Source organism: Pseudoalteromonas sp. PS1M3, assembly GCF_016865405.1.
In the GTDB taxonomy this organism is placed as follows: domain Bacteria; phylum Pseudomonadota; class Gammaproteobacteria; order Enterobacterales; family Alteromonadaceae; genus Pseudoalteromonas; species Pseudoalteromonas marina.
Window position 1 is genome coordinate 337,523 of the sequence record NZ_AP022625.1, and the last position, 21,079, is coordinate 358,601.

The 21,079-nt window shown below is 38.5% G+C and carries 20 protein-coding genes; 6 read left to right on the plus strand and 14 right to left on the minus strand.

All coding sequences use genetic code 11. The annotated features are described in order from the left end of the window. Positions 1 to 293 precede the first annotated feature (293 nt). Both PS1M3_RS18230 and PS1M3_RS18235 read left to right on the plus strand, forming a co-directional pair. Positions 294 to 1,388, plus strand: a complete 1,095-nt coding sequence (locus tag PS1M3_RS18230; RefSeq protein WP_138739587.1) for an NADH:flavin oxidoreductase/NADH oxidase — start codon at positions 294 to 296, stop codon at positions 1,386 to 1,388. A gap of 56 nt (positions 1,389 to 1,444) precedes the next feature. Next, positions 1,445 to 2,647 (plus strand): MFS transporter, encoded by a 1,203-nt coding sequence (locus PS1M3_RS18235; protein ID WP_203988025.1) that lies wholly within the window; start codon positions 1,445 to 1,447, stop codon positions 2,645 to 2,647. Positions 2,648 to 2,684: 37 nt separating this feature from the next. Here the strand turns inward: PS1M3_RS18235 and PS1M3_RS18240 are convergent, their stop codons facing one another. The 4 genes from PS1M3_RS18240 to PS1M3_RS18255 form a co-directional block, all read right to left on the minus strand. Beyond that, positions 2,685 to 3,542 (minus strand): DMT family transporter, encoded by an 858-nt coding sequence (locus tag PS1M3_RS18240; protein ID WP_138739589.1) that lies wholly within the window; start codon positions 3,540 to 3,542, stop codon positions 2,685 to 2,687. 206 nt (positions 3,543 to 3,748) lie between these two features. Further along, positions 3,749 to 4,492: a FadR/GntR family transcriptional regulator gene (locus tag PS1M3_RS18245; RefSeq protein ID WP_006791608.1), complete on the minus strand. Its 744-nt coding sequence runs from the start codon at positions 4,490 to 4,492 to the stop codon at positions 3,749 to 3,751. A gap of 470 nt (positions 4,493 to 4,962) precedes the next feature. Continuing rightward, positions 4,963 to 5,958: a Gfo/Idh/MocA family protein gene (locus PS1M3_RS18250; RefSeq protein ID WP_203988028.1), complete on the minus strand. Its 996-nt coding sequence runs from the start codon at positions 5,956 to 5,958 to the stop codon at positions 4,963 to 4,965. Between the two features lie 2 nt (positions 5,959 to 5,960). Then, positions 5,961 to 6,992: an AraC family transcriptional regulator gene (locus PS1M3_RS18255; RefSeq protein ID WP_203988033.1), complete on the minus strand. Its 1,032-nt coding sequence runs from the start codon at positions 6,990 to 6,992 to the stop codon at positions 5,961 to 5,963. Positions 6,993 to 7,087: 95 nt separating this feature from the next. Between PS1M3_RS18255 and PS1M3_RS18260 the strand changes: the two genes are divergently transcribed. Beyond that, the gene (locus tag PS1M3_RS18260; protein ID WP_203988035.1) at positions 7,088 to 8,692 is read left to right on the plus strand and encodes a GMC family oxidoreductase; all 1,605 of its coding nucleotides are present in this window, start codon (positions 7,088 to 7,090) and stop codon (positions 8,690 to 8,692) included. Here the strand turns inward: PS1M3_RS18260 and PS1M3_RS18265 are convergent. The 3 genes from PS1M3_RS18265 to PS1M3_RS18275 form a co-directional block, all read right to left on the minus strand. Further along, the gene (locus tag PS1M3_RS18265) at positions 8,689 to 9,501 is read right to left on the minus strand and encodes a class I SAM-dependent methyltransferase (protein WP_008129714.1); all 813 of its coding nucleotides are present in this window, start codon (positions 9,499 to 9,501) and stop codon (positions 8,689 to 8,691) included. The two genes, PS1M3_RS18260 and PS1M3_RS18265, sit on opposite strands and share 4 nt — an antisense overlap. Positions 9,502 to 9,507: 6 nt before the next feature. Next, complete coding sequence (locus PS1M3_RS18270; RefSeq protein ID WP_010556792.1) at positions 9,508 to 9,891, minus strand: hypothetical protein; 384 nt, start codon at positions 9,889 to 9,891, stop codon at positions 9,508 to 9,510. Between the two features lie 67 nt (positions 9,892 to 9,958). Then, positions 9,959 to 10,378: a DUF3429 domain-containing protein gene (locus tag PS1M3_RS18275; RefSeq protein ID WP_203988037.1), complete on the minus strand. Its 420-nt coding sequence runs from the start codon at positions 10,376 to 10,378 to the stop codon at positions 9,959 to 9,961. Positions 10,379 to 10,642: 264 nt separating this feature from the next. Between PS1M3_RS18275 and ahpC the strand changes: the two genes are divergently transcribed. Next, complete coding sequence (ahpC, locus tag PS1M3_RS18280; protein ID WP_004587118.1) at positions 10,643 to 11,212, plus strand: alkyl hydroperoxide reductase subunit C; 570 nt, start codon at positions 10,643 to 10,645, stop codon at positions 11,210 to 11,212. 153 nt (positions 11,213 to 11,365) lie between these two features. Further along, a complete protein-coding gene (gene ahpF / locus PS1M3_RS18285; RefSeq protein WP_010556790.1) occupies positions 11,366 to 12,949 on the plus strand; it encodes an alkyl hydroperoxide reductase subunit F in 1,584 nt (527 codons plus the stop codon). 114 nt (positions 12,950 to 13,063) lie between these two features. On the opposite strand, the gene PS1M3_RS18290 is transcribed toward ahpF, so the two are convergent. The 4 genes from PS1M3_RS18290 to PS1M3_RS18305 all read right to left on the minus strand — a co-directional run bounded on the left by PS1M3_RS18290 (position 13,064) and on the right by PS1M3_RS18305 (position 16,656). Beyond that, on the minus strand, positions 13,064 to 13,303 hold the full coding sequence (locus PS1M3_RS18290; RefSeq protein ID WP_203988039.1) for a hypothetical protein: 240 nt from the start codon (positions 13,301 to 13,303) through the stop codon (positions 13,064 to 13,066). Positions 13,304 to 13,335: 32 nt separating this feature from the next. Continuing rightward, positions 13,336 to 15,363, minus strand: coding sequence for an ATP-binding protein (locus tag PS1M3_RS18295; RefSeq protein ID WP_203988041.1), 2,028 nt, complete (start codon positions 15,361 to 15,363; stop codon positions 13,336 to 13,338). A 167-nt stretch (positions 15,364 to 15,530) separates the two neighbouring features. Further along, on the minus strand, positions 15,531 to 15,752 hold the full coding sequence (locus tag PS1M3_RS18300) for a hypothetical protein (RefSeq protein ID WP_008129726.1): 222 nt from the start codon (positions 15,750 to 15,752) through the stop codon (positions 15,531 to 15,533). A 64-nt stretch (positions 15,753 to 15,816) separates the two neighbouring features. Further along, complete coding sequence (locus PS1M3_RS18305) at positions 15,817 to 16,656, minus strand: patatin family protein (RefSeq protein WP_008129729.1); 840 nt, start codon at positions 16,654 to 16,656, stop codon at positions 15,817 to 15,819. Positions 16,657 to 17,141: 485 nt separating this feature from the next. Between PS1M3_RS18305 and PS1M3_RS18310 the strand changes: the two genes are divergently transcribed. Continuing rightward, the gene (locus PS1M3_RS18310; protein WP_203988043.1) at positions 17,142 to 18,014 is read left to right on the plus strand and encodes an SMP-30/gluconolactonase/LRE family protein; all 873 of its coding nucleotides are present in this window, start codon (positions 17,142 to 17,144) and stop codon (positions 18,012 to 18,014) included. A 12-nt stretch (positions 18,015 to 18,026) separates the two neighbouring features. Here the strand turns inward: PS1M3_RS18310 and PS1M3_RS18315 are convergent, their stop codons facing one another. The 3 genes from PS1M3_RS18315 to PS1M3_RS18325 form a co-directional block, all read right to left on the minus strand. Next, positions 18,027 to 18,485, minus strand: a complete 459-nt coding sequence (locus PS1M3_RS18315) for an NfeD family protein (protein ID WP_203988045.1) — start codon at positions 18,483 to 18,485, stop codon at positions 18,027 to 18,029. A 17-nt stretch (positions 18,486 to 18,502) separates the two neighbouring features. Then, the gene (locus tag PS1M3_RS18320; RefSeq protein WP_006791622.1) at positions 18,503 to 19,456 is read right to left on the minus strand and encodes a slipin family protein; all 954 of its coding nucleotides are present in this window, start codon (positions 19,454 to 19,456) and stop codon (positions 18,503 to 18,505) included. 119 nt (positions 19,457 to 19,575) lie between these two features. After that, entirely contained in the window at positions 19,576 to 21,018 is a 1,443-nt protein-coding gene (locus tag PS1M3_RS18325; protein ID WP_074210184.1) for a diguanylate cyclase, read from the minus strand. Positions 21,019 to 21,079 lie beyond the last annotated feature (61 nt).

The window sequence follows — 21,079 nt, forward strand, 5'->3', positions numbered from 1 at the left end:
TTAGCTTTACCCGTGCAAGGTACAATTAATGTACGGTTTTAATTTTTGTGAATATTTGAATGACTATTCATCCTTTTTTGTATGCTTGGATTTTGGTGGTGTTAATTTTTTGTAAGTTTATTTGGTTGGGCAGGAGCCATTTATTTTTTAGTAAGTTGTAGCGGTTTAAAAAAAGTTTTACCTCCCCATAACCTACTTTTAAATAAAGGTTTTTATATGACTAAATGGGCGAATGTGTTTATTAGTTCGTACACTCAATTTAATTTTTAATTCGTATGCATCAAGGATCTGTTATGAGCCAGCTTTTTTCGCCGTTATCTTTGGGTAAGCTCAGTTTACCTAACCGCATTATTATTGCACCTATGTGCCAATATTCAGCTATTAATGGTGAGGCAACTGATTGGCATACTATTCATTTAGGTCAACTGAGTTTAAGTGGAGCCGGTTTACTTATTATGGAAGCGACGGCTGTAAGCCCTGAGGGGCGAATAAGCTATGGTGATTTAGGTCTGTGGAATAATGAAACCCAACAAGCATTAGGTAAAACTTTAAACACGGTTAGGCAATATAGTGACATGCCTATAGGTATTCAGCTTGCGCATGCAGGGCGTAAAGCGTCAACCGGTAAACCTTGGGACGACGTAGGTGCTATTTCACCTAGCGATAAAAATGGTTGGCAGACTATTGCGCCATCAGCACAGGCTTATGATGAGCATTCGTTTGAACCTGTTGCAATGAGTAAAGCAGATATAGCGCAATTAATTGCGGACTTTGCAAGCGCTGCTAAACGCGCCGACGAGCTAGGCCTTGATCTGATCGAATTACATGGTGCTCATGGGTATTTGTTGCATCAGTTTTTATCACCTTTGAGTAATAAGCGTGACGATGAATATGGAGGCAGTTTACAAAACCGTATGCGCATTGTAATGGAGGTTTTTAAAGCGGTGCGCGCTGAGTTTAATGTTAATAAACCCGTGGGTATTCGAATCTCAGCGACTGACTGGGTTGAGGGTGGTTGGGATTTAGAGCAATCAATAGCGCTTGCTAAAGCGCTTGATGAGCTTGGTTGTGATTTTATTCATGTAAGTACAGCGGGTTTAAGCCCTTTACAGCAAATACCTGTTGAGCCTTGCTTTCAAGTGCCTTTTGCTACTGCAATAAAACAGGCCGTTAATATGCCGGTTATTGCGGTGGGTTTAATTACCGAAGCGCAACAAGCAGAAAATATTTTAAGCGAGCACAAAGCGGATGCAGTGGCTTTAGCTAGAGGTATTTTATATAACCCACATTGGCCATGGCATGCAGCAGCTGAATTGGGTGCAACAGTTAACGCACCTAAGCAATATTTACGTTCAAGCCCGCACGGAAAGCCTTCGCCCATAAAGTGACCTAATAAAAAAACCTCATTTTTTTGAGGTTTTATCTAATTAATTTTGAGAATGCCATGTCTAATTTAAGCGCAGACCCTGTGCAGATCAGCCGTACTCTTGTAAGCGTTATTGCACTATGTTGCGGCTTAATTGTTGCCAACATTTACTATGCACAACCTATTATAGAATTGTTAGCTCCGGATGTGGGTTTAAGTGCACACAGTGCCAGCTTTATTGTGTCTTTAACTCAAATTGGCTATGCCATTGGGTTATTTTTTTTAGTGCCGTTAGCCGACTTAGTTGAAAATAAACGGTTAATGTTAATTACTCTGTGTATTACATTTTTTAGCCTAATTGGACTGGGGGTTGTTCAAACTCCAAATACAATGCTGTTTTTGTGTTTGCTAGTGGGGGCAAGCTCGGTATCGGTGCAGGTACTTATTCCGTTGGCGGCGCATTTATCGTCAGACGAAAAGCGGGGGCAAGTTTTAGGTAATATTATGGCGGGGCTGTTGTTGGGTATTTTGTTAGCAAGACCTGTAGCCAGCATAATTGCTGATCATTTTGGCTGGCGTGCCGTGTTCTTTTTTGCCGCGGGATGCATGGTATTTATTGCTTTAGTTATTCACTTTGCTATACCCAAAAGGTTGCCAACGCATAACACACGTTACTTTGCTTTATTACGATCGTTAAAGTCGCTGGTAATAAGTCAACCTGTGCTTCGTCAACGTGCTTTTTACCAGGGGCTAATGTTTGCGTCATTTAGCTTGTTTTGGACGACAGTGCCTGTTGTGCTTGCCAGAGAATATGGTTTTTCGCAAACTCAAATAGCATTGTTTGCTTTAGTAGGCGCAGCCGGTGCTGTTGCAGCGCCTATTGTTGGGCGTTTAGCTGACAAAGGCTATACCTACGAAATGTCGTTATTAGCCAAAGTGATTGCATTAGCGTGTTTTTTGCCCAGCTTATTTGATTTACCAAACGGCATTATCATATTGGCGCTAACCGGTGTTTTAATTGATTTTGCAGTGCAAGCCAATATGGTACTTGGCCAACGGGTAATCTATTCGCTAGAGCCACAAAGTCGTGCTCGGCTTAACGCCATTTACATGACCAGTATATTTTTGGGCGGTGCTGTTGGGTCATTAATTGCTAGCTCATTATATGAGTTTGGCGGGTGGGAAAGTATAGCTTTAGTTGCGGCTGCAATGCCGCTTATTGCGTTAATAGGATTTTTTTATTCTTCTAAAAAAGAAAAACAAAAAGCACATACAGCTTAACAAAAAAGCCATCGTGGTTGATGGCTTTTGGTTTAGGCTACTTTTTTGATTCACCAGAAAAAGAGCTTCCTGCCGAGGCTATTATTACTAATAAAATGGCTAACCACTGCCAGAGTGTGAGTAGCTCGCCTAAAATAACAAAGGCAGCAAGTGATGCAATGGCAGGTTCAAGGCTCATCATTATGCTAAAGCCTTGAGAAGGCATATTACGCAGTGCCACCATCTCTAACGTGTAGGGTAACGCACTTGATAAAACTGCAATACCAATCCCCAGAGGAATAACTTCCCATGTGAATGCGCTCGCTTGCATAATGCCTCCGTAGGGCACAAGCACAATGGCCGCAACGGTCATACCTAGGGCAACCGTTGCACCACCTGAGCTTTGCATTCCGGTTTTTTTACCAAACAATATATAGCCAGCCCAACATGCACCTGCTGCTAAAGCTAAAATAACACCAACAGGATCTAAGCTCTCTTCACCGCTCATATCGGGCAATAAAAGTAATATACCGGCAATGGCGCAGGCAACCCAAAATAAATCGCGTTTACGGCGAGAGCTAAATAAAGCAACGGCAAGGGGGCCAGTAAACTCCAGTGCGACACCAATACCCAAGGGTATGCGCTCAATAGCGTAGTAAAACAGAATGTTCATTCCACCTAAGCTTAAACCATAAACCACAATAGCTAAGCGGTTTCCTCTGGCAGGTATATGTTTCCATGGTTTAAATACTAAACATAATATAAGTGCAGAAAAACCAAGCCTAAGCGCGGTCGTCCCTTCGGGGCCAACAATTGGGAATAGTTGCTTTGCAAACGACGCACCCGATTGAATGGTCATCATGGCAATTAATAAGCAAACAGTTGCTAATATGAAGTCTTTGGTACTTGATTGCATTGTTGTCCCTAATTTAAAGCACTGTTAATAGGGGTTAATAAATTTCCACTATTTAAGATGCAATGGCTATATTTTGTGGCGGGATAATATCTGCTTTTAGTGCGATTGGTAAGTGTTTGCGATTAAAAAATAGGTGTGGCTTTTTAGAGTAAGACCTAATGAAGGGCAACATACTAGCAAACAGGTGTTTGCTAGTATGTTTAAACTTAGTGAGCGCTTTTATTAACGAGACCGTCCAAAGAGTAAAGACCGCGTTTTTCGTCATTTTTACGTTTTATTTCTTCTAGAGCACGCGCTTCTACAGCGTCAAACAATGCATTAATTAATCGGTTGAAGTGTTTATGCATGGCCGCACGGGCTGCACTTGCGTCATGTGCTTTAAGTGCCGTGTAAATAGCGGTGTGCTCATCCATCACACATTCGTTGTTATTAGTACAAACACTACTGTAATCAGCGACAATTTGTGGGTTTTTTAATCGTAAATCCCACAAATTAGAAACAGCAAATTCAAGCGCTTTATTGCGTGTTGCTCTGGCAATTATTTCATGGAATTCTCGGTCTGCTTGCTCTACATAAAGCCCTTTTTCCATTACTATTAGCGTTTGATTTAGCTGCTCAAGTTCTTCTTCTGTAATACTTTGAGCGGCAAGTGCTGCAATTTCGCCTTCGATGAGTGCGCGGGCCTGAGTTAATTCAAATGCGCTGATCTCTTTTGATTTTATAGAGGCATTTTTTTGTTCAACAACATAAACACCCGAACCGGTTTTAACTTCAACCCGTCCACGTACTTCTAATGCAATAATTGCTTCTCGAATTGTTGGGCGACTTACGTCAAACATTTCTGCAAGTTCACGCTCAGGAGGTAAACGACTCCCAGCAGTAAACTCACCTTGATTTATTAAAGACTCTATTTTATCAACAATGCGCCAAAATAAGCGACGATTACCCATATTGTACCTTCATACCCTAAGGAATATTGACCATTTAGGTCTAAAAATTTATATCATTTATTAACCGACAAGGTTACCCCAAACCCCACTAATATGTCAAAATTCTAGTGTTATGATTTGGTTATAAAACAATATTGTTAGTTGCTTTGGTTTGTGTAATACCAATTTAGTTTAAAATTAAATAATTGGCTAGCTTGATTGGTTATGTTTTTGTGTGTTAGTTTGGATTTACACCGATAAAATGAGTAATGACTGTTTTCTGATTAAGATTGAGTAATAGCTCTATTGTCAGTCAGTAATTGGTAAATACTTTAGGTCGTTATATCAAATTGATTGCCCACGGATGGGGATCGTTGTTGTAATGTGCGTAAGTAAAAGTGTGTAGTTGGTATAGTGATTTGCATTTCCCCATGGGCGTTAACTGTCGTTGTTTAACGCCCATATACAACTTACCCCAGTCAAGGGCTAAATTAATGTGTTTTATCGTTTGGATAAATCACACCTAATTGTTTACGAGCTTCGTCAAGCGCATTCATAACATCTAATGACAACGCGAAGGTGTTTACATCAGATTCCCACTGTTTTTTTTCTATGAGTTGCATAAAGTGAGCAACTTCAAACTTCATAAAATGCTCATCAAATTGTTCAGATATAATTTCTGATTCGCCATTGTTAGCAATAAACTCTACTTTTTTGAGTTGCGATACGGCTTCAATACGCATTCTGCCTAGTTCACCTTGTATTTCTGTTATGTTGTCGCCTTGCGATATTTTTGAGTAGCTAATCACAGCTTGCTTATTTGAATAATTAAGCAGTACATCGCCTGCGCCATCAACACCGGTATCTAGTAATACGCCACTTGCATTTACACTTTGCGGCGCGCCCCAAAGTGCAATTAACAAGTAAAGAGGGTATATACCTAAATCGACCAAAGCACCGTTGGCAAATTCAGGTAAAAAGGTGTTAGGGCGCTCCCCATTTTTGTACTTATCGTAACGAGATGAATATTGACTGTATTGACCTATGTACTTTCGAGGAGTGCCTATTCTGCTAAGTGCTTGCTTTAACAATGTGAAGTTAGGTAAATGGGTGGTCATCATTGCTTCCATGTATAAGCACTGGTTTTGCTTAGCGGTGGCTATGATTTCTTTTAGTTCTTGGCTATTGGCTGCGGACGGCTTTTCACCGAGTACATGTTTACCTGCGTTTAAACACCTAACCGCATACTGTTTGTGCAAGCTGTTGGGCGCGGCTATATAAACTGCGTCAACGCATTCGTCTTGGCAAACTTGTTCAATACTGGTAAACGTTTTTGCATGTGTATTTTGCGGGTGCTTTGCTAAAAATGCTTCGCCGCTTGAAAGCGCGCGAGAGCAAACCCCGTATAAATTAAAATCAGCGAGAGTATTAGCAGCGTCAAGTAATGTGTCGCTGATAAAATTAGTACCTACAATTACAAAGTTCATACTCATTCCTTAGAATTATGTTTATTTAAGTTTATCATTTTTTTAGCTCTGTATGCTCGCGGAGAATAACCAAACCAACGTTTTACACTGGCGCTAAGAGTTGCTTGTTCTTGATAACCTAATAGCTCTGAGATGGTTGAAATACTGTAATGGTTTTGCGCCAAATAGTGCGCAGCTAATGAGCGCCGGGTTGAGTCTTTTAGTTTTACGAAGCTTGTGTTGTGTTTATTTAACTCTCTGTGCAATGTTCTTGGGTGCATACCCAGCGCTGCTGCTATGGTTTCGTTTGTGCATTGATATATTGGCAACATGGGCCTAATTAACGCGCTTACTTGAGTTGGCAGGGATTGATTTTGCTGTTCGCTTTGAGCTAAAAACTGCAGCGCGGCAGGTACTTTATCGTACTGGGGTTGTGCAATTGATAATGCTAAATCTGTTTTTAAAATAACAATACCGGCACTATTTCTATTGTGCGTGACTTTGCAGCTAAAGTAAGTGTTATATGCGCGGGTATTAGCAAGTTGCTTTTGAGGTAAGAATACCGATTGTGGTTTACAGGTGTTATCACTTAATTTTTTTATTACTCCCATGGCGAGGCCGATAGTTAGTTCTAAAACCTGGGTTGTTTTAGGTAATGGGGTTAAGTTTATTTGAAATGATAAAAAGAGTGTTTTATCAGCCTCTAACGGATGAATAGTTAAGCTTAAAGCGGGAGTGTGTAGGTGCAAATATTTAATAACCCAGTTGAGGGCGTCACCTAAATTAGTGCTACTTTTTGCTGCTATAGCAATAGGGCCAAGTATATCAAAGCTCTGCTTATTGGCTAGTTGCAGCCCAAAGCTTGGGCAGTTGAGCGTATGTGCACAATGTTCAAGGAGTTCGGCGTAAGTACTATAGGGCAAGTATTGTTGCTCTAAGTTATTAAAGCAAATGTTAAGGCCAAGCTGTGTCATTATTTGTGATATGTCAGCGCCTAAGCTCTTAACAAGCGAGTCTATCCCTTGTAGTGATGTGGCCTTAATAAAATTTTTCATGCATTACTCCAGCAACTTGGTGTCTAAAAATATCAAGTTTTGATGTGTTTTTCTATGCAGTATTAATAAGGTATTAATTTTTCATAAGGGCTCACATGCAGAGCACAACATTTGATTACATTGTTATAGGGGCAGGTAGTGCTGGGTGTGTTATTGCTTCGCGTTTATCTGAAGATAAAAATGTGAGTGTATGTTTAATTGAAGCCGGCGGGGGAGATAAAAGCGCTCTTGTTCAAATGCCAGCTGCAGTTGCTGCCAGCGTGCCTTATGGTATTAACAGTTGGCACTATAATACAGTACCCCAAAAAGCACTTAACAATCGGTGCGGTTTTATGCCAAGGGGTAAAGTGCTCGGTGGTTCAAGCTCAATCAATGCAATGGTTTATATTCGAGGTAATAAACACGATTATGATGAGTGGGAAAAGCAGGGGAACATGGGCTGGGATTATAAAAGCATGTTGCCCTATTTTATAAAAGCTGAAAACAACAGTGTATTTATAAATAACTCTTTGCATGGAGTTGGTGGACCGCTTTATGTACAAGAGCTAAATACGCCAAGTTCTGTTAATCAGTATTTTTTAAATGCTTGCGCTGAACAAGGGGTACCGCTAAATGATGATATTAACGGTAAAGAACAAAGTGGTGCACGTTTGTCGCAGGTTACACAGCATAAAGGAGAACGTTGTAGTGCAGCGAAAGCGTATTTAACACCTAATTTAAATAGGGATAACCTAACCGTATTCACACATTGCCACGTTAAAAAAATAAATATAAAAAATAAAACTGCGCAAGGAGTGCAAATAACACGTAACAAACAGCAAATAGAGTTAACGGCTAATAAAGAGGTGATTTTGAGTGCGGGGGCTATTAATTCGCCGCAAATTTTAATGTTGTCGGGGATTGGACCAAAAGAGCATTTAAAATTACATAATATTGATGTGAAGGTTGTGTTAGAAGGCGTTGGTGAAAATTTACAAGACCATCTAACAGTGGTTCCACTTTTTAAAGCCAATAATAGTGCCGGTACGTTTGGTATAAGCCCAAAAGGTGCGCTTCAAGTTACCAAAGGGGTTGCAGATTGGTTTAGTAAACGAAACGGATGTTTAACAAGTAACTTTGCGGAGTCTCATGCGTTTATTAAATTATTTAAAGATTCGCCGGCACCTGATGTTCAACTCGAATTTGTAATTGGGCTAGTAGACGATCATAGTCGCAAGTTGCATTATGGGCATGGGTACAGTATTCATAGCAGTATTATGCGACCTAAAAGTAGAGGGACTATCAAGCTTGCAAACAATGACCCCTATGCAGCACCACTGATTGATCCTAATTATTTAATCCATCAAGATGACTTAAACATAATGTTGTTGGGTTTGAAAAAAACACTCGCAATAATGAATAGCCCAGCCTTTGATGAAATACGTGCAGATATGGTTTATCCACTCGATATAAATAATGATCAGCAGTTAATAGAGTTTATTCGTGAAACAGCTGACACTGAATATCATCCCGTTGGGACATGTAAAATGGGTAAGGACGAGATGTCGGTTGTTGACAGCAAGTTAAAAGTGCATGGCGTTAATAATTTACGTGTTGTTGACGCGTCGATAATGCCCACAATTGTCACAGGTAACACTAATGCCCCTGTTATAGCGATTGCAGAAAAAGCGGCTGACTTAATTAAGGCAGCCAATAGTTAGCTGTAAAAGGTGTTTAGCCAGTGTTGCCAATCAGATTCTAGGCGTAACATTTGTAAGTGCTTTTTAGCTTTAAGATGTTTTGCTTGGTCTTCTTCTGCGATGAACGGTCCAACTCGGCAAAGCGCGCAATGGTTTGATGTTAAGTAGCTGGGTTTGGTTAATTGTTTGGCTAGTTGGGGTTCTAAGGTGCTACTTTTTGGGCTAAATACATACGTGATCCCGCTTGTGTCTTTGACGTGTTTGTCACGGTCAACATTACGAATTTTATAGCCCGAAAAACGTGTTATATCAAATGGCATTTGGCCACAATATTTGCTGCTTAAACGTTCGTTTAAACTGCCTTCTATGTTCCATTCACGATAAGGTTTTACATCTTTAGAGGTTATAAAGCAAAGCATTGGGCCATTTGGGTTTAACGCAAACTCAGTGGCATATTTAATAAATTGATGTAATAGGGCTCTGTTTAAAACGTTCATACTTGATTGACGAGTGCTAGCTTCAAACGCCTCTTTACCTACAAATGCAGGAATAAGTGGGAACTGAAAAATGACTACATCAAAGTATTGGTTGTTACTTTTTAATGTTTGCCAACACGCTTTGCTCGTCACATCAAAATTATTAAGAACGTCAACACTGCATTCACGCAATTTTTTTAAAGCGTTATCAGGGTATTTTTGTTCTATGGTTTGTGCGCTATCGTAAGTTGAGGCGACTAATTTATTTGGTTTTACGTGCTCAAAAATCGCATGAGAAAACGATAGGTCGCCATCGCCAACAGTAAGTATTCGCCAATTAGGGTTTAAGTACATACTTTGCTACGTGTTTTGCTTATTAACGTTTTGAAGTTGCTTATTTGCCGAATTTAAACGCTCAAAAGCAAGCCTTGTTTTTAGGCCTTCGATGGCTATTTGTTTAATAATTAAGTTAAAAGTGATTACAATTGCAAATGCAAAATGCAGCGGCCCATCTGTAAACCCACCGTCCGCTTTATATAACGTTACGCCAAATAATATGAGCAAAACAACTAAAAATATCTCAATAAGTTGATTTGAATAAAAGTTGAGGCGGTTTTCATTTTTGTGATCTTTTTTAATGCTAATAGCGCAAAAAAATGGAATGACCTTGATTTTGAAAGCGGCGTTTTTTTCTACATAGTTTTCGCCAAGCTCGTCAAGCTGCTGGCGTAATTGGTCAATCATGGTGAGTCCTCAAATAGCTGTGCGCGGATGGTACATTATTACCGCGCAATATTTAAGGTAATAGCTACTATTTTGGGTAAATACTCATACCAATAATAAATATATGGCATACAAACACGACCGACGTCAGCACAAAGCGCATTTTTTGATAGTCTTTGTCGTAGGTTTGCCACTGTGATGTTGATTTTTCAAAAAGTAGAACAAGCCAAAAACTCAGCGATAACCACCCTAAAACCCATTCAACAGGTAAAAATGCTAAAAATGGTACCGGAATAACAGGTAGTACCGCTTTTATTGCATCAGCATAGTTTTGCTGGCCGGCATGCCAAAGATTACCTGCCATAAAAGCAAGAATAGCAATGCTATAAAACGTAAAAAACTCTAAGTTAACACTGTTACTACCGAGCATCAGCGGCCACGCTAAACAGGCTAGAAATGGTATTAGGCCAAGATAGCCTAATTGGATGTGATTGATAAACTTGTTCATAACAGTGTGCCCTGGGTATTTTTAATAGTAAGCGAGGCAATTGTATCAGCCTTACACGTGCAAACCGATATGTTGCAATAAATTAAGTACGAATCTAGTTATTATTTAGTTTCATCCTAAAAATCGATTGTTTTAATCTAAACAATCAATTTTATTTAATTTGTCGATGGGCTTATTGTATTAATCAAGCCAGCAAGGTTAGCCAACAAATCTCGCTTTGCTTGGTAACTTAAATTAATAAATTAAATATAAATGAGGAATACTATGAGCACTTCATTAATCAACACAAAAATTCAACCTTTTAACGCAACTGCATACCACAATGGTGATTTTGTAGAAGTATCTGAAAAAGATGTACTTGGTAAGTGGTCAATCTTCTTCTTTTACCCAGCAGATTTCACATTTGTATGTCCTACTGAACTTGGCGATGTTGCTGATTACTACGAGCAACTACAAGAAATGGGTGTAGAAGTTTACTCAGTATCAACTGATACTCATTTTACTCATAAAGCATGGCACGATACGTCAGACACAATTGGTAAAATTAAATTCCCGATGATTGGCGACCCAACAGGCCGTATTACTCGCAGCTTTGGCGTTATGATTGAAGATGATGGCCTAGCACTTCGTGGTACGTTTGTAATGAACCCTGAAGGTGAAATTAAAGTAATTGAAACTCACGATTTAGGCATTGGCCGTAGCGCTAAAGAGCTAGTGCGTAAAGTACAAGCTGCACAATACATTGCAACTCACGACGGTGAAGTTTGTCCTGCATCTTGGCAGCCAGGTGAAGACACACTTGCTCCTTCACTAGACCTAGTTGGTAAAATCTAAGTATAGATTACCTCAACTGTAAGGGCAGGTAACTGCCCTTAAACCAATAAATATTCGTTTATTGGTGCCTCCTATCTCAATTTGATGATTAAGCACATGCATTAATTGGCATGGGAGGCTTGCTGTTTAAATTTTCCTAAAAAGGGTTAAGCCATGTTAGATAACAACATTAAAAATCAATTAAAAAGCCATTTCGAATCGCTTACTCAACCTGTTGAGCTGCTTATTGCCTTGGATGACAGCAAAAAATCAACAGAAGTAGAAGGCTTAGCAAACGATTTAGCATCATTAAGCGATAAGTTTACGGTAGTTAACAACCCAGATACCAGCGCTCGTCGTCCATCTATGGTTGTACATTCACCAGTTAAAAATACCCACATTACGTTTGCAGGCGTACCGATGGGACACGAATTTACAAGTTTAGTGTTGGCGCTTTTACACACTGGCGGACACGCAAGTAAAGCAAAAAGCGAAGACATTGAACAAATACAATCACTTGATCAAGAACTTAATTTTGAAATTTACATTAGCTTGAGCTGCCAAACGTGCCCTCAAGTAGTGCAGGCGCTAAATACAATGGCCGCGACTAATAGCAAAATTAAAGCAACCATGATTGATGGCGCACTATTTCAAGAGGAAGTAGAAGAGCGCAATATTTTAGCCGTACCGGCTGTTTATTTAAATGGCGAACCATTTAGCCAAGGTGCATTAAGCCTAACTGACATTTTAAACAAGGTAGATAGTAAAGGTGCAGCACGCCAAGCAGCGGCACTGAGTGAAAAAGATGAATTTGACGTACTAGTAGTTGGTGGTGGGCCTGCGGGTGCCTCAGCTGCTATTTACTCTGCACGTAAAGGCTTAAATACAGGTGTTGTAGCTGAACGTTTTGGTGGGCAAGTTGCTGACACATTAGCTATTGAAAACTTTATATCTGTTAAAGCCACTGAAGGGCCAAAACTTGTTGCACAGCTTGAAGAGCATGTTAAAGAGTACGATGTTGATGTAATGCATAACCAACGTGCTGCAGGACTTGAACGCGTTAATAACAAATACGAAATTACGCTTGAGAACGGGGCTACTTTAAAAGCTAAATCACTTGTTTTAGCAACCGGTGCACGCTGGCGTGAAATGAACGTACCCGGTGAGCAAGAGTACCGCGGACATGGTGTAGCATACTGTCCGCATTGTGATGGCCCTTTGTTTAAAGGTAAGCCTGTAGCAGTAATTGGTGGTGGTAACTCAGGTATTGAAGCGGCAATCGATTTAGCAAACATTGTTGAGCACGTAACAGTGCTTGAATTTGCAGATACACTTCGCGCCGATGAAGTACTTATTCGCAAAGCGAAAAGCTTAAATAATATTACTATTATTAAAAACGCCCAAACTACAGAAGTACTTGGCGATGGTAAAAAGGTAACAGGACTCACGTACACAGACCGAGTATCAGGTGATAGCAAGGCACTTACTCTAGCGGGTATTTTTGTACAAATAGGCTTAATTCCTAACACTGAGTGGTTAAAAATTAGTGACTTAGCGCTAAGTAAATTTGGTGAAATATTAATTGATGCAAAAGGTGCTACGTCATTACCGGGGGTTTATGGCGCAGGTGATGCAACAAATACCCCATTTAAGCAAATTATTATTGCCATGGGCAGCGGTGCAACAGCAAGTTTAGGTGCTTTTGATTACTTAATTCGCAACAGCGAAGAAAGCGAGCAAGACAAAACAGCTGCTTAACGTGCAAAACTTCTCTTGATATAACAGCAAGGTACACCCATCGCTGTTTGTTAACCCAAGCCGCCCTCTCCAAAGGCGGCTTTTTTATGGCGTAATTAATCATATATAAATAGGTTAATCGCCACCGCCACCACAGCCAGAATCTGAACCGCTGCAATTATTATCAGAGTAACTTGTACTAGTATTGTATGTGGTTGCACCTTGTTTTGAGTTTGCAGTGACAAAGGTAAGTAGTAGCAAAAAGCTACTAACAATTAAAATTACCATGATTGACTGCCAATCCTGTGACGAATAACCGGTATAAAGTGACAAAGCTAAAATAGTAATCAAAATGGTCCGAGCTATTAATTTCATTGTTATTTCCTTTTACTTACTGTCAGGTATATTTAATGTAATTTTGGCTTAACGGTTTTTATTGCTGATGCGATAGCGAGCTCAAGTGAGTACATTTTAAAAGGTTTTGATATAAACATATCCATGCCAGCTTGTTTACAGGCAAGTTTATCTTGCGACGACGTATTAGCCGTTAACGCAACAATATACGTTTTATCTGCGGGGCAAATTTTTTGCTCTCTTAACTGCTTAGTTGCTTCAAAACCGTCCAAAATAGGCATAATACAGTCCATAAAAATAAGGTCATACGGCTTTTGCTTACATTTTAAAACAGCGTCTTGACCATCAACCGCAAAGTCGGGGTGTATATTAAGCTTATTTAGGGATGCGTTAAGCACTAATCTATTGATGTCGTTGTCATCAACAACAAGCACAGATAACTCGCTTGTGTTTATATCAATGTTAGCGAGCGGTTTATTTTCAAGTGCTTGCTCTTCACCTCGGGTTATAGGGATATAAACTGAAAATGTAGAGCCTTTATTAATTTCGCTACTGACTTCAATTTTACCGCCCATGTACTGAACAAGTTCTTTTACAATTGCTAAGCCTAGACCTGTACCGCCTTTTGTATTTTTAGCATCGACTTCTTGCGTAAATGGAGAAAATAGCGATTTAAGAAATTCAGGAGTCATCCCTCTGCCTGAGTCAGTCACGGTAATAGTGAGTGACAAAGCGTCGTCAATATTGGTTAAAAACGTGTCCAGCTTTACACTACCTTTTTCTGTAAACTTTAATGCATTACTGAGTAAATTGGAGGTAATTTGGCTTAGGCGTGTGTTGTCGAAAAAGGCCCAGCAATCGTCATTAATTTCATTTTTCACTTCAAGTGCGACACGCTTTTCAGTAAATAAAGGGGTATAAAGTGAAACAAGGTCAGTGAAAACAGTTTTTAATAAAACATTGTTTGGTTCAAGCTTAAGCTCGCCATGATTAATTTTTGAGAAATCAAGAACCTCATTAATAATATTCAATAATATGTCTGAGCTGCGTAGCGCAACTTTAATTTTTTCTGTTCTTTTTTCTTCATCATGCTCATCTATCAAGGTGGTGAGCATGCCTGTAATACCATTGAGTGGCGTTCTAAGTTCATGGCTAATTTTTGCAAAAAGCATGCTTCTATCAAAAAGTAAGCGTTCAGCCTCTGCTTTTTTGCTTTTAAGTTCTTCACGAAGTGTCATCGACTCTGTTACATCTTGAAACGTGCCAAATAACCTTACGCAGGTGTCGCCTTCAAATTCAGCTTCTCCAAAGGTCGATACCCAAATGTTGTTATTTTTTGCAGTAACAATTTCAAGGTCTAAATTCCACTTTTCGCCTTTGCTAACGGCTAACTCTACTGCTTTGGTAATATTTTCTCGGCTTGATCCCTCTTTATAGAAGTTAATTGCTGTTTCCATCATAGGTTGATAGTTTTCATCAACTTCATGAATAAGCTTAGTTTGTCTGCTCCAATAAATTTTATTGTGGGCAATATCAACTTCCCAAGTTCCTATATTAGCAACACTTTCAAGCTTAATAAGGCTATTACTATTTTTTATTAGGCGATCTTTTGTTTGGCTTCTGGCAAATTCCGCACCTAACCATTGTGCAAATAATTCTATATAGTCATAGGCTTGGTCTGTAAAAACAGGCGATGAATCAGCAGAAGAAAAGTTAACGGTTCCAAACACTTCATTACCTATTTTAATAGGAGCACCAATGTAGGATTCCAGTTGGAAATTAGCAAAGCAAGGGTGGTCTGCAATTTCGCTCTGAGATACATTGTGAAAAGCGAGGGCTGAGCCTGCTTTGAGGGTGTGTGTGCAGTAAGTACCTTCTAGGTCAAATTGTGTACCTATAGCAAGATCGTTGTTGGGGGTAACCGCATATAAAACAGTGTAACACTGGTCTTCAACCTTACTGATAATAGCTAAATTAAGATGAAAAACGTTAAGCCCAAACGTTAAAAGCTTTTGCGTTTTGTTGTCAAATGTTAAACTTTGATCAGAGACTATGTCGTGAAATTGCCTAAGAAAATTCAATAGAAAAACCCTATAGTATTAATTTTTTTAAACTTTATTTAGCAAGCTTAGAATAACGTTAAAAAGTGATAAAAAGCTATTACTATCTCGGCAACTAAATACATAAAAAACGATTTTATTAAAACATAGATTTAGCGTATTTGTGTGCACGTTATCTAATTTGTAATTTAGTATGTTGAGTTAGGTGTGTACTCTGGGTTGATATCTCCATCAACTTCTTCTGGATCAACATCGTTTATCATAAGTGTTTCTCTTACGGCTTCTATATGATCAAGGACCGTTTGATAGTGCTCACCATATTCATATTTAGTCACTTCAATAGCTTTTGGCATATATGTAAACGCTATTTTAAGAGCATGAAGTGCATCGTCATTTATTTTTTCACTCATATTTTTTTCCTGACTAAATTATAATTAATATCGGCGGTTAAAGTATTTTCTTTAATTGTTTATTTTAGGGTGCTTGCAAGTGAGCACGCGCTTCAGTTATGCCCATTTGGTATCCTTTATTTAAAATATTAAACGATTTAGTGGTTCTGCCCACTTTAAAGTGCTTTGGTGGTGCAATAATATTAACTATACAATCGCTTGGTGGGTTTTCTATAAAATCGATACTTTTATTATAAACGTCAGCTCTATTTAATGCTGCATTTATGAGTGCAGGATAGCCCTTATAAATTTGTTTAGTGAGCCAAGACGTTTTTGTCGCTTTTTTTTTGTACCCTCGTGAACGTGACAAGATAACCGTTATTTCGCGCGCCCCCATTTCGTACGCCTTGATAACAGGAATAGAGTCTGCAACTCCTCCATCCGTCATAGGTGTGTTATTTATAATCGGGTAATCACGATATGCAATAGGAATTGCGCAGGATGCTTTTAATTGCTCAACCATATTGTCGTTTGTTGCTTCTAAATAATAGGCTTTACCTGAATCTATAGCGGTAGTAACAATATAAAACGGTTGTGGGTTTTGCTCAAATATTTCGGTTTGTAGACGAATTTCACGAATAGTTTCTTCCCATAACCAATCAAGATCAAATAAGTGACCACCTTTTAAAAACCGAGCCAGATTAATAAACTCCGGCCTACATGAATAATCGGTGATCACTTTGTAGTTTCGCATGGGTTGCTTACATAAGAATGCAGCTACATTTGTTGCTCCTGCAGAAACGCCAAAGTAACAATCAAAGGGCTGATGATTTTGTGATAAAAATTCATCAAGGACGCCTGCAGCAAATATACCGCGCATTGCGCCACCTTCGACTACAAGTGCATGTTTTATATTTTTAGCCATAATTGTAACTCCTTTTAATCTGACTTTATGTTACCAACTAAGGCCAGTGAGGGCGAGCTATAAAACACATATTATCAATAAGTTGCATTCCTATTAAAGGTTAATTCAATAATAAGTAAACAATAAATAAGACATTTAATTTAATAAATATGTTGGTAGTTAATATATTAATTAAGCGGCATACTATTTTTAGAAATTTTATGGCTGTAATTACATCGCACTGAGTTATATTTTTTGTTAATGTTAGGCTTCAAGCTTATGTTAAAAATAAACCTTTAAAAGGGTCACTGATTTTGCAACATTAAGATGGATAATATGCGTCAATATTTTTGCATAAATTGACATTGTTATAGTTATTATATCGCGAACGTAAGTCAGCATAATTTAGCCGTTGTTGCTTTCGAGCCCGATAATTTAAGAGCCTTGTACTGCGAATAATTGTACCAAGGTCATAGTTTGCTCCTAAAAGGTAAATAAACTCTATAATGAGCGATTTTAAAATCACCTTATTTAATAATACGCAAAATCAGCTTGGCGAAAGTCCGCTATGGCACCCAATGTTGGCAAAACTCTTTTGGGTTGATATCAATGGAAAACTGTTATTTTGTCGTTCACTCGATGAACCAGCAAATGCTTACTCGGTTGAAATGCCTTTTATAGTGACAGCTATAGCTTGGCAAGATAAAGAGCATTTAATTTTAGGAACTGAATCTGGAATTTACCGTTACAATATAAAGCGTAAAACACCTCAGTTAATTACGGAACTTGAAAGTGGTGACTCGAATAGGCGCTCAAACGATGGGCGTGCCGATCCCTGGGGTGGCTTTTGGTTAAGTACAATGGATAAGACTGCCGAAAAAGGGCAGGGTAAGATATACCGCTATTACAAAAAAAAGCTAAATTGCATTGTGACTAATTTAACCATTCCTAATGGTTTGTGTTTTGATAAAGCTCGCTCTCGTGGTTACTATTGTGACTCTTTTACAAGCTGTATTTACGTTCTTGACCTTGATGTTAATACAGGTGAAGTTGCTGGCACAGCGAAGGTATTCTATCAATTTAATAACACCGATGTAGATCCCGATGGTTGCGTAATCGATAGTATTGGTAACTTGTGGTCAGCGGTATGGGGAATGGGCTGTATTATGTGTTTATCGCCTGATGCAGAAGTAATTCATACAATAAAAGTAAATAACCTCAATCCTACATGTACAGCATTTGGCGGCAAAAAAGGTGAGCTGCTATTTGTCACTTCAGCATTATGCGACTCTAATAATGACTTACAAAATATACAAGGGACGACACTTAAAATTAGCGGGATAAAAAACGGGCAACTCGAGCCACCCGTTATTTTATAATTAGCTTACAAATTACTGTGAAACCGGTTTGACCCACATTACGCCAACATCTTTTTTCATAACGTATACGCGAGTGCCTGCAGTAATTGCTTCCTCACTTTTTAATTTCCAGCTAATACCTGAATAATTATACGTAGTTAACCCTTGATCGGTAACGTCGTCATCTAGGGTAAAAGTAAGCTCTGCAAAATCATTTGTTACGGGCTTTGTATCCACACGGTTTTGCATTTTTTTTAGAGGTTTCCACAGGCCAATGGCTAAAATAGCCGTTACCACTGTGTTACTCCATAGTGCAGTTGTTAATGAATCAGGCAATATTCCTAAGCTCATTGAAAAGCCAGTTATCAGTAGTGATAAGCCAAAAAATAATAGAATAATAGTAGAGAGACCCAGCACGGCTACTTCTATTATTAAGGCAATTATACCAAGCACCATAAGTGCTTGTGGTAAATTTTGCATAAAAAAATCCATACAAACCTCTTTAGGTGTTAACCTTTATTTTGCTTGTTTAAACTATTAATGATTGCCATGCCTTGCGCAACCATTGAGCTTGCATCTGTTGCGTTGTCAGGGAGTAGAACAACAGATGATTCACGTGCAATGGCTTCTTTAGCCGAAATGGCTTTGGTTGCTAAATCAAGTTGAATCGCTTTTTGTCCTTGCTCTGTATCAGCGGCTTCACCGACTTTTAATAGTGCATTGGCTTGTGCTTCAGCGACGGTTGTAATTGCGGTAGCTTCACCTTCTGCACGTAAAATTTGCTCAGCTTTATCTGCTTCTGCAGCAAGCACTTGTGCTTGCTTTTTACCTTCAGCGACATTTATATTTGCTTGACGGTCACCTTCAGACTCTAAAATTTGAGCACGTTTTACACGCTCGGCCTTCATTTGTGCTTCCATAGCTTCCATAATCGAGTTCGGTGGCACAATATCTTTAATTTCGTAACGCAGTACTTGAATACCCCATGGCTCAGATGCCTGGTTTATTGCAGCTACTATATTTGTGTTTAGTAGGTCACGCTCTTCAAAAGTTTTATCTAGCTCCATTTTACCAAGCTCTGAGCGCATTGTTGTTTGCGAAAGCTGAACAACCGCAAATGTATAATCGTCAACACCATAGGTAGCTTTGTACGGGTCTAATACTCGAAAGTATAATACGCCATCTACAATTAACGAGATGTTGTCTTTTGTTATAGCTGATTGAGATGGAACATCTTGGGCCTGTTCTTTTAAGCTGCGGTCGGCAGATATTCTATCGATAAACGGAATAATAAAATTAAGGCCGGCTTCTTTGGTTGATTGGTATTTACCAAAACGTTCAATTAGCCAAGCTCTATTTTGAGGGACAAATTTAACACTGCTTTTTAGAAGCACAATAACAAATATGAGTAAAAATGCCTCAACAGTAAATACGACATCGAGAATTTGTGACACTGGATCCATTTAAATATTCCTTATAATAATTAATCATAAAATGGTGTGTTGTTTTAATTTTAAACTAATAAAGACTACCACTTTTCAATGTAATTACCTACAAAAAGTGGGCACTTAAGAAGTACATATTATCGAGGGGGGCTCTCGGAAATTTTATTTCGACCAGTTTCTTTAGCGTTATAAAGAGCAGCGTCTGCTTTTGCAATAATGTCTTCTGCTATTGTTTTTGTGTTAGGAATTAGGCTATAAAAACCAATACTTAAAGTAAGCATATCACTTACTTCTGAATATTTATGCTCTATGCCCAACTTGGCTATTTCTTTTTGAATTAGAATGGAAAAGCAATATGCATTATCAGTATTGGTACAGGGTAAAATAAGTGCAAATTCTTCACCACCATATCGAGCTGCTAGATCGCCAGGGCGCTTACATAAATTTTGCAGTGTTTCAGCAACTTGTTTTAATGCCTCATCCCCTTTTTGATGACCATAACTATCGTTGTATTTTTTAAAAAAGTCGATGTCGCAAATAAGTAAACTAATGGGTTGTTGGTAACGAACGCATCGTTGTATTTCGTCATCTATAGTTTGATCAAAGCATCGACGATTAGCTATGTTTGTTAAGCCGTCTGTATTGACCAGCTCACTTAATTGTTGATTGGCTGTGATAAGTTGCTGCTGAGTAAGTTCTAATTTTTGTTTATAGTTTATATTTTTGAACGCGTTGGTTAGTATTTCACCCACTAATTTTATTCGGATTAAATCAAGGTTTGTCCATTCACGTTTTACTGCTACACAATCACAGCCAATAAAACCAACAAGCTCTTTTTCGTAGCTTAAGCCAATGCACATTACTGATTTGATTTTTTGTAGTTCAAATTCCTTTTTTTCACCACCTGCAGAGGCTGGTAAATCCGCAACATCATTTACTTTAAAAAGGTAAGTGTCGTTCATTAATTTAAAAAAGTAGGGTAGTTCACTTTTAGGTACATTTTGCAACGAATCCTTAAAAGGCATTATGCCTTTATTTACCCATTCATGTGTATTACTCATTTGTGTGTTTTCGTCGTTAAATTTAAATAAATAGCTGCGATCTGCATGACATACAGTGCCAATTGCTTTTAATGCATAATTAATATGTTTATCTACATCATCGTTTTGAATATCAATGAGATCGGCTGATATATTCGATATAACAACATCAAAATTATATTGTTCATCAATTGTTTGTTTTTCTATTTCAAAGGTGATCATTGAAACGGTCTCGGTAATATTGGCAAATTTAATGTTCAGTAAGAAGGCTGTTTGATCTACTTCAAGCACCACTTTATTTTGAACATTAGGTATAAGATAAACATCAAAAAGGTTCTGTAATAATAAAGTTTTTTTACTTAAAGGGCTTATTAGCTTTATGTGACTAAAGTGATTTTCATTCAAGTCAGAATGCTGCTTTAAATTAAACAGGTTTAACGCGGATTCGTTTGCTTTGTAGTTGCGTGTTTTTGAGTCGTGGACCAAAACAGCAAAAGGGAGACACTTTAATGTACTCCAGATCTCTTTAATCGAGTTCAACGTTTAAGTTACCTCATTTTCTATAAAAGATAGGACATATCCGATTGATTTTTATTCTTAT

Coding starts and splice junctions, on each gene's coding strand:
- PS1M3_RS18230 (WP_138739587.1), top strand. CDS start 294: ATGAGCCAGCTTTTTTCGCCGTTATCTTTGGGTAAGCTCAGTTTACCT.
- PS1M3_RS18235 (WP_203988025.1), top strand. CDS start 1,445: ATGTCTAATTTAAGCGCAGACCCTGTGCAGATCAGCCGTACTCTTGTA.
- PS1M3_RS18240 (WP_138739589.1), bottom strand. CDS start 3,542: ATGCAATCAAGTACCAAAGACTTCATATTAGCAACTGTTTGCTTATTA.
- PS1M3_RS18245 (WP_006791608.1), bottom strand. CDS start 4,492: ATGGGTAATCGTCGCTTATTTTGGCGCATTGTTGATAAAATAGAGTCT.
- PS1M3_RS18250 (WP_203988028.1), bottom strand. CDS start 5,958: ATGAACTTTGTAATTGTAGGTACTAATTTTATCAGCGACACATTACTT.
- PS1M3_RS18255 (WP_203988033.1), bottom strand. CDS start 6,992: ATGAAAAATTTTATTAAGGCCACATCACTACAAGGGATAGACTCGCTT.
- PS1M3_RS18260 (WP_203988035.1), top strand. CDS start 7,088: ATGCAGAGCACAACATTTGATTACATTGTTATAGGGGCAGGTAGTGCT.
- PS1M3_RS18265 (WP_008129714.1), bottom strand. CDS start 9,501: ATGTACTTAAACCCTAATTGGCGAATACTTACTGTTGGCGATGGCGAC.
- PS1M3_RS18270 (WP_010556792.1), bottom strand. CDS start 9,891: ATGATTGACCAATTACGCCAGCAGCTTGACGAGCTTGGCGAAAACTAT.
- PS1M3_RS18275 (WP_203988037.1), bottom strand. CDS start 10,378: ATGAACAAGTTTATCAATCACATCCAATTAGGCTATCTTGGCCTAATA.
- ahpC (WP_004587118.1), top strand. CDS start 10,643: ATGAGCACTTCATTAATCAACACAAAAATTCAACCTTTTAACGCAACT.
- ahpF (WP_010556790.1), top strand. CDS start 11,366: ATGTTAGATAACAACATTAAAAATCAATTAAAAAGCCATTTCGAATCG.
- PS1M3_RS18290 (WP_203988039.1), bottom strand. CDS start 13,303: ATGAAATTAATAGCTCGGACCATTTTGATTACTATTTTAGCTTTGTCA.
- PS1M3_RS18300 (WP_008129726.1), bottom strand. CDS start 15,752: ATGAGTGAAAAAATAAATGACGATGCACTTCATGCTCTTAAAATAGCG.
- PS1M3_RS18305 (WP_008129729.1), bottom strand. CDS start 16,656: ATGGCTAAAAATATAAAACATGCACTTGTAGTCGAAGGTGGCGCAATG.
- PS1M3_RS18310 (WP_203988043.1), top strand. CDS start 17,142: ATGAGCGATTTTAAAATCACCTTATTTAATAATACGCAAAATCAGCTT.
- PS1M3_RS18315 (WP_203988045.1), bottom strand. CDS start 18,485: ATGGATTTTTTTATGCAAAATTTACCACAAGCACTTATGGTGCTTGGT.
- PS1M3_RS18320 (WP_006791622.1), bottom strand. CDS start 19,456: ATGGATCCAGTGTCACAAATTCTCGATGTCGTATTTACTGTTGAGGCA.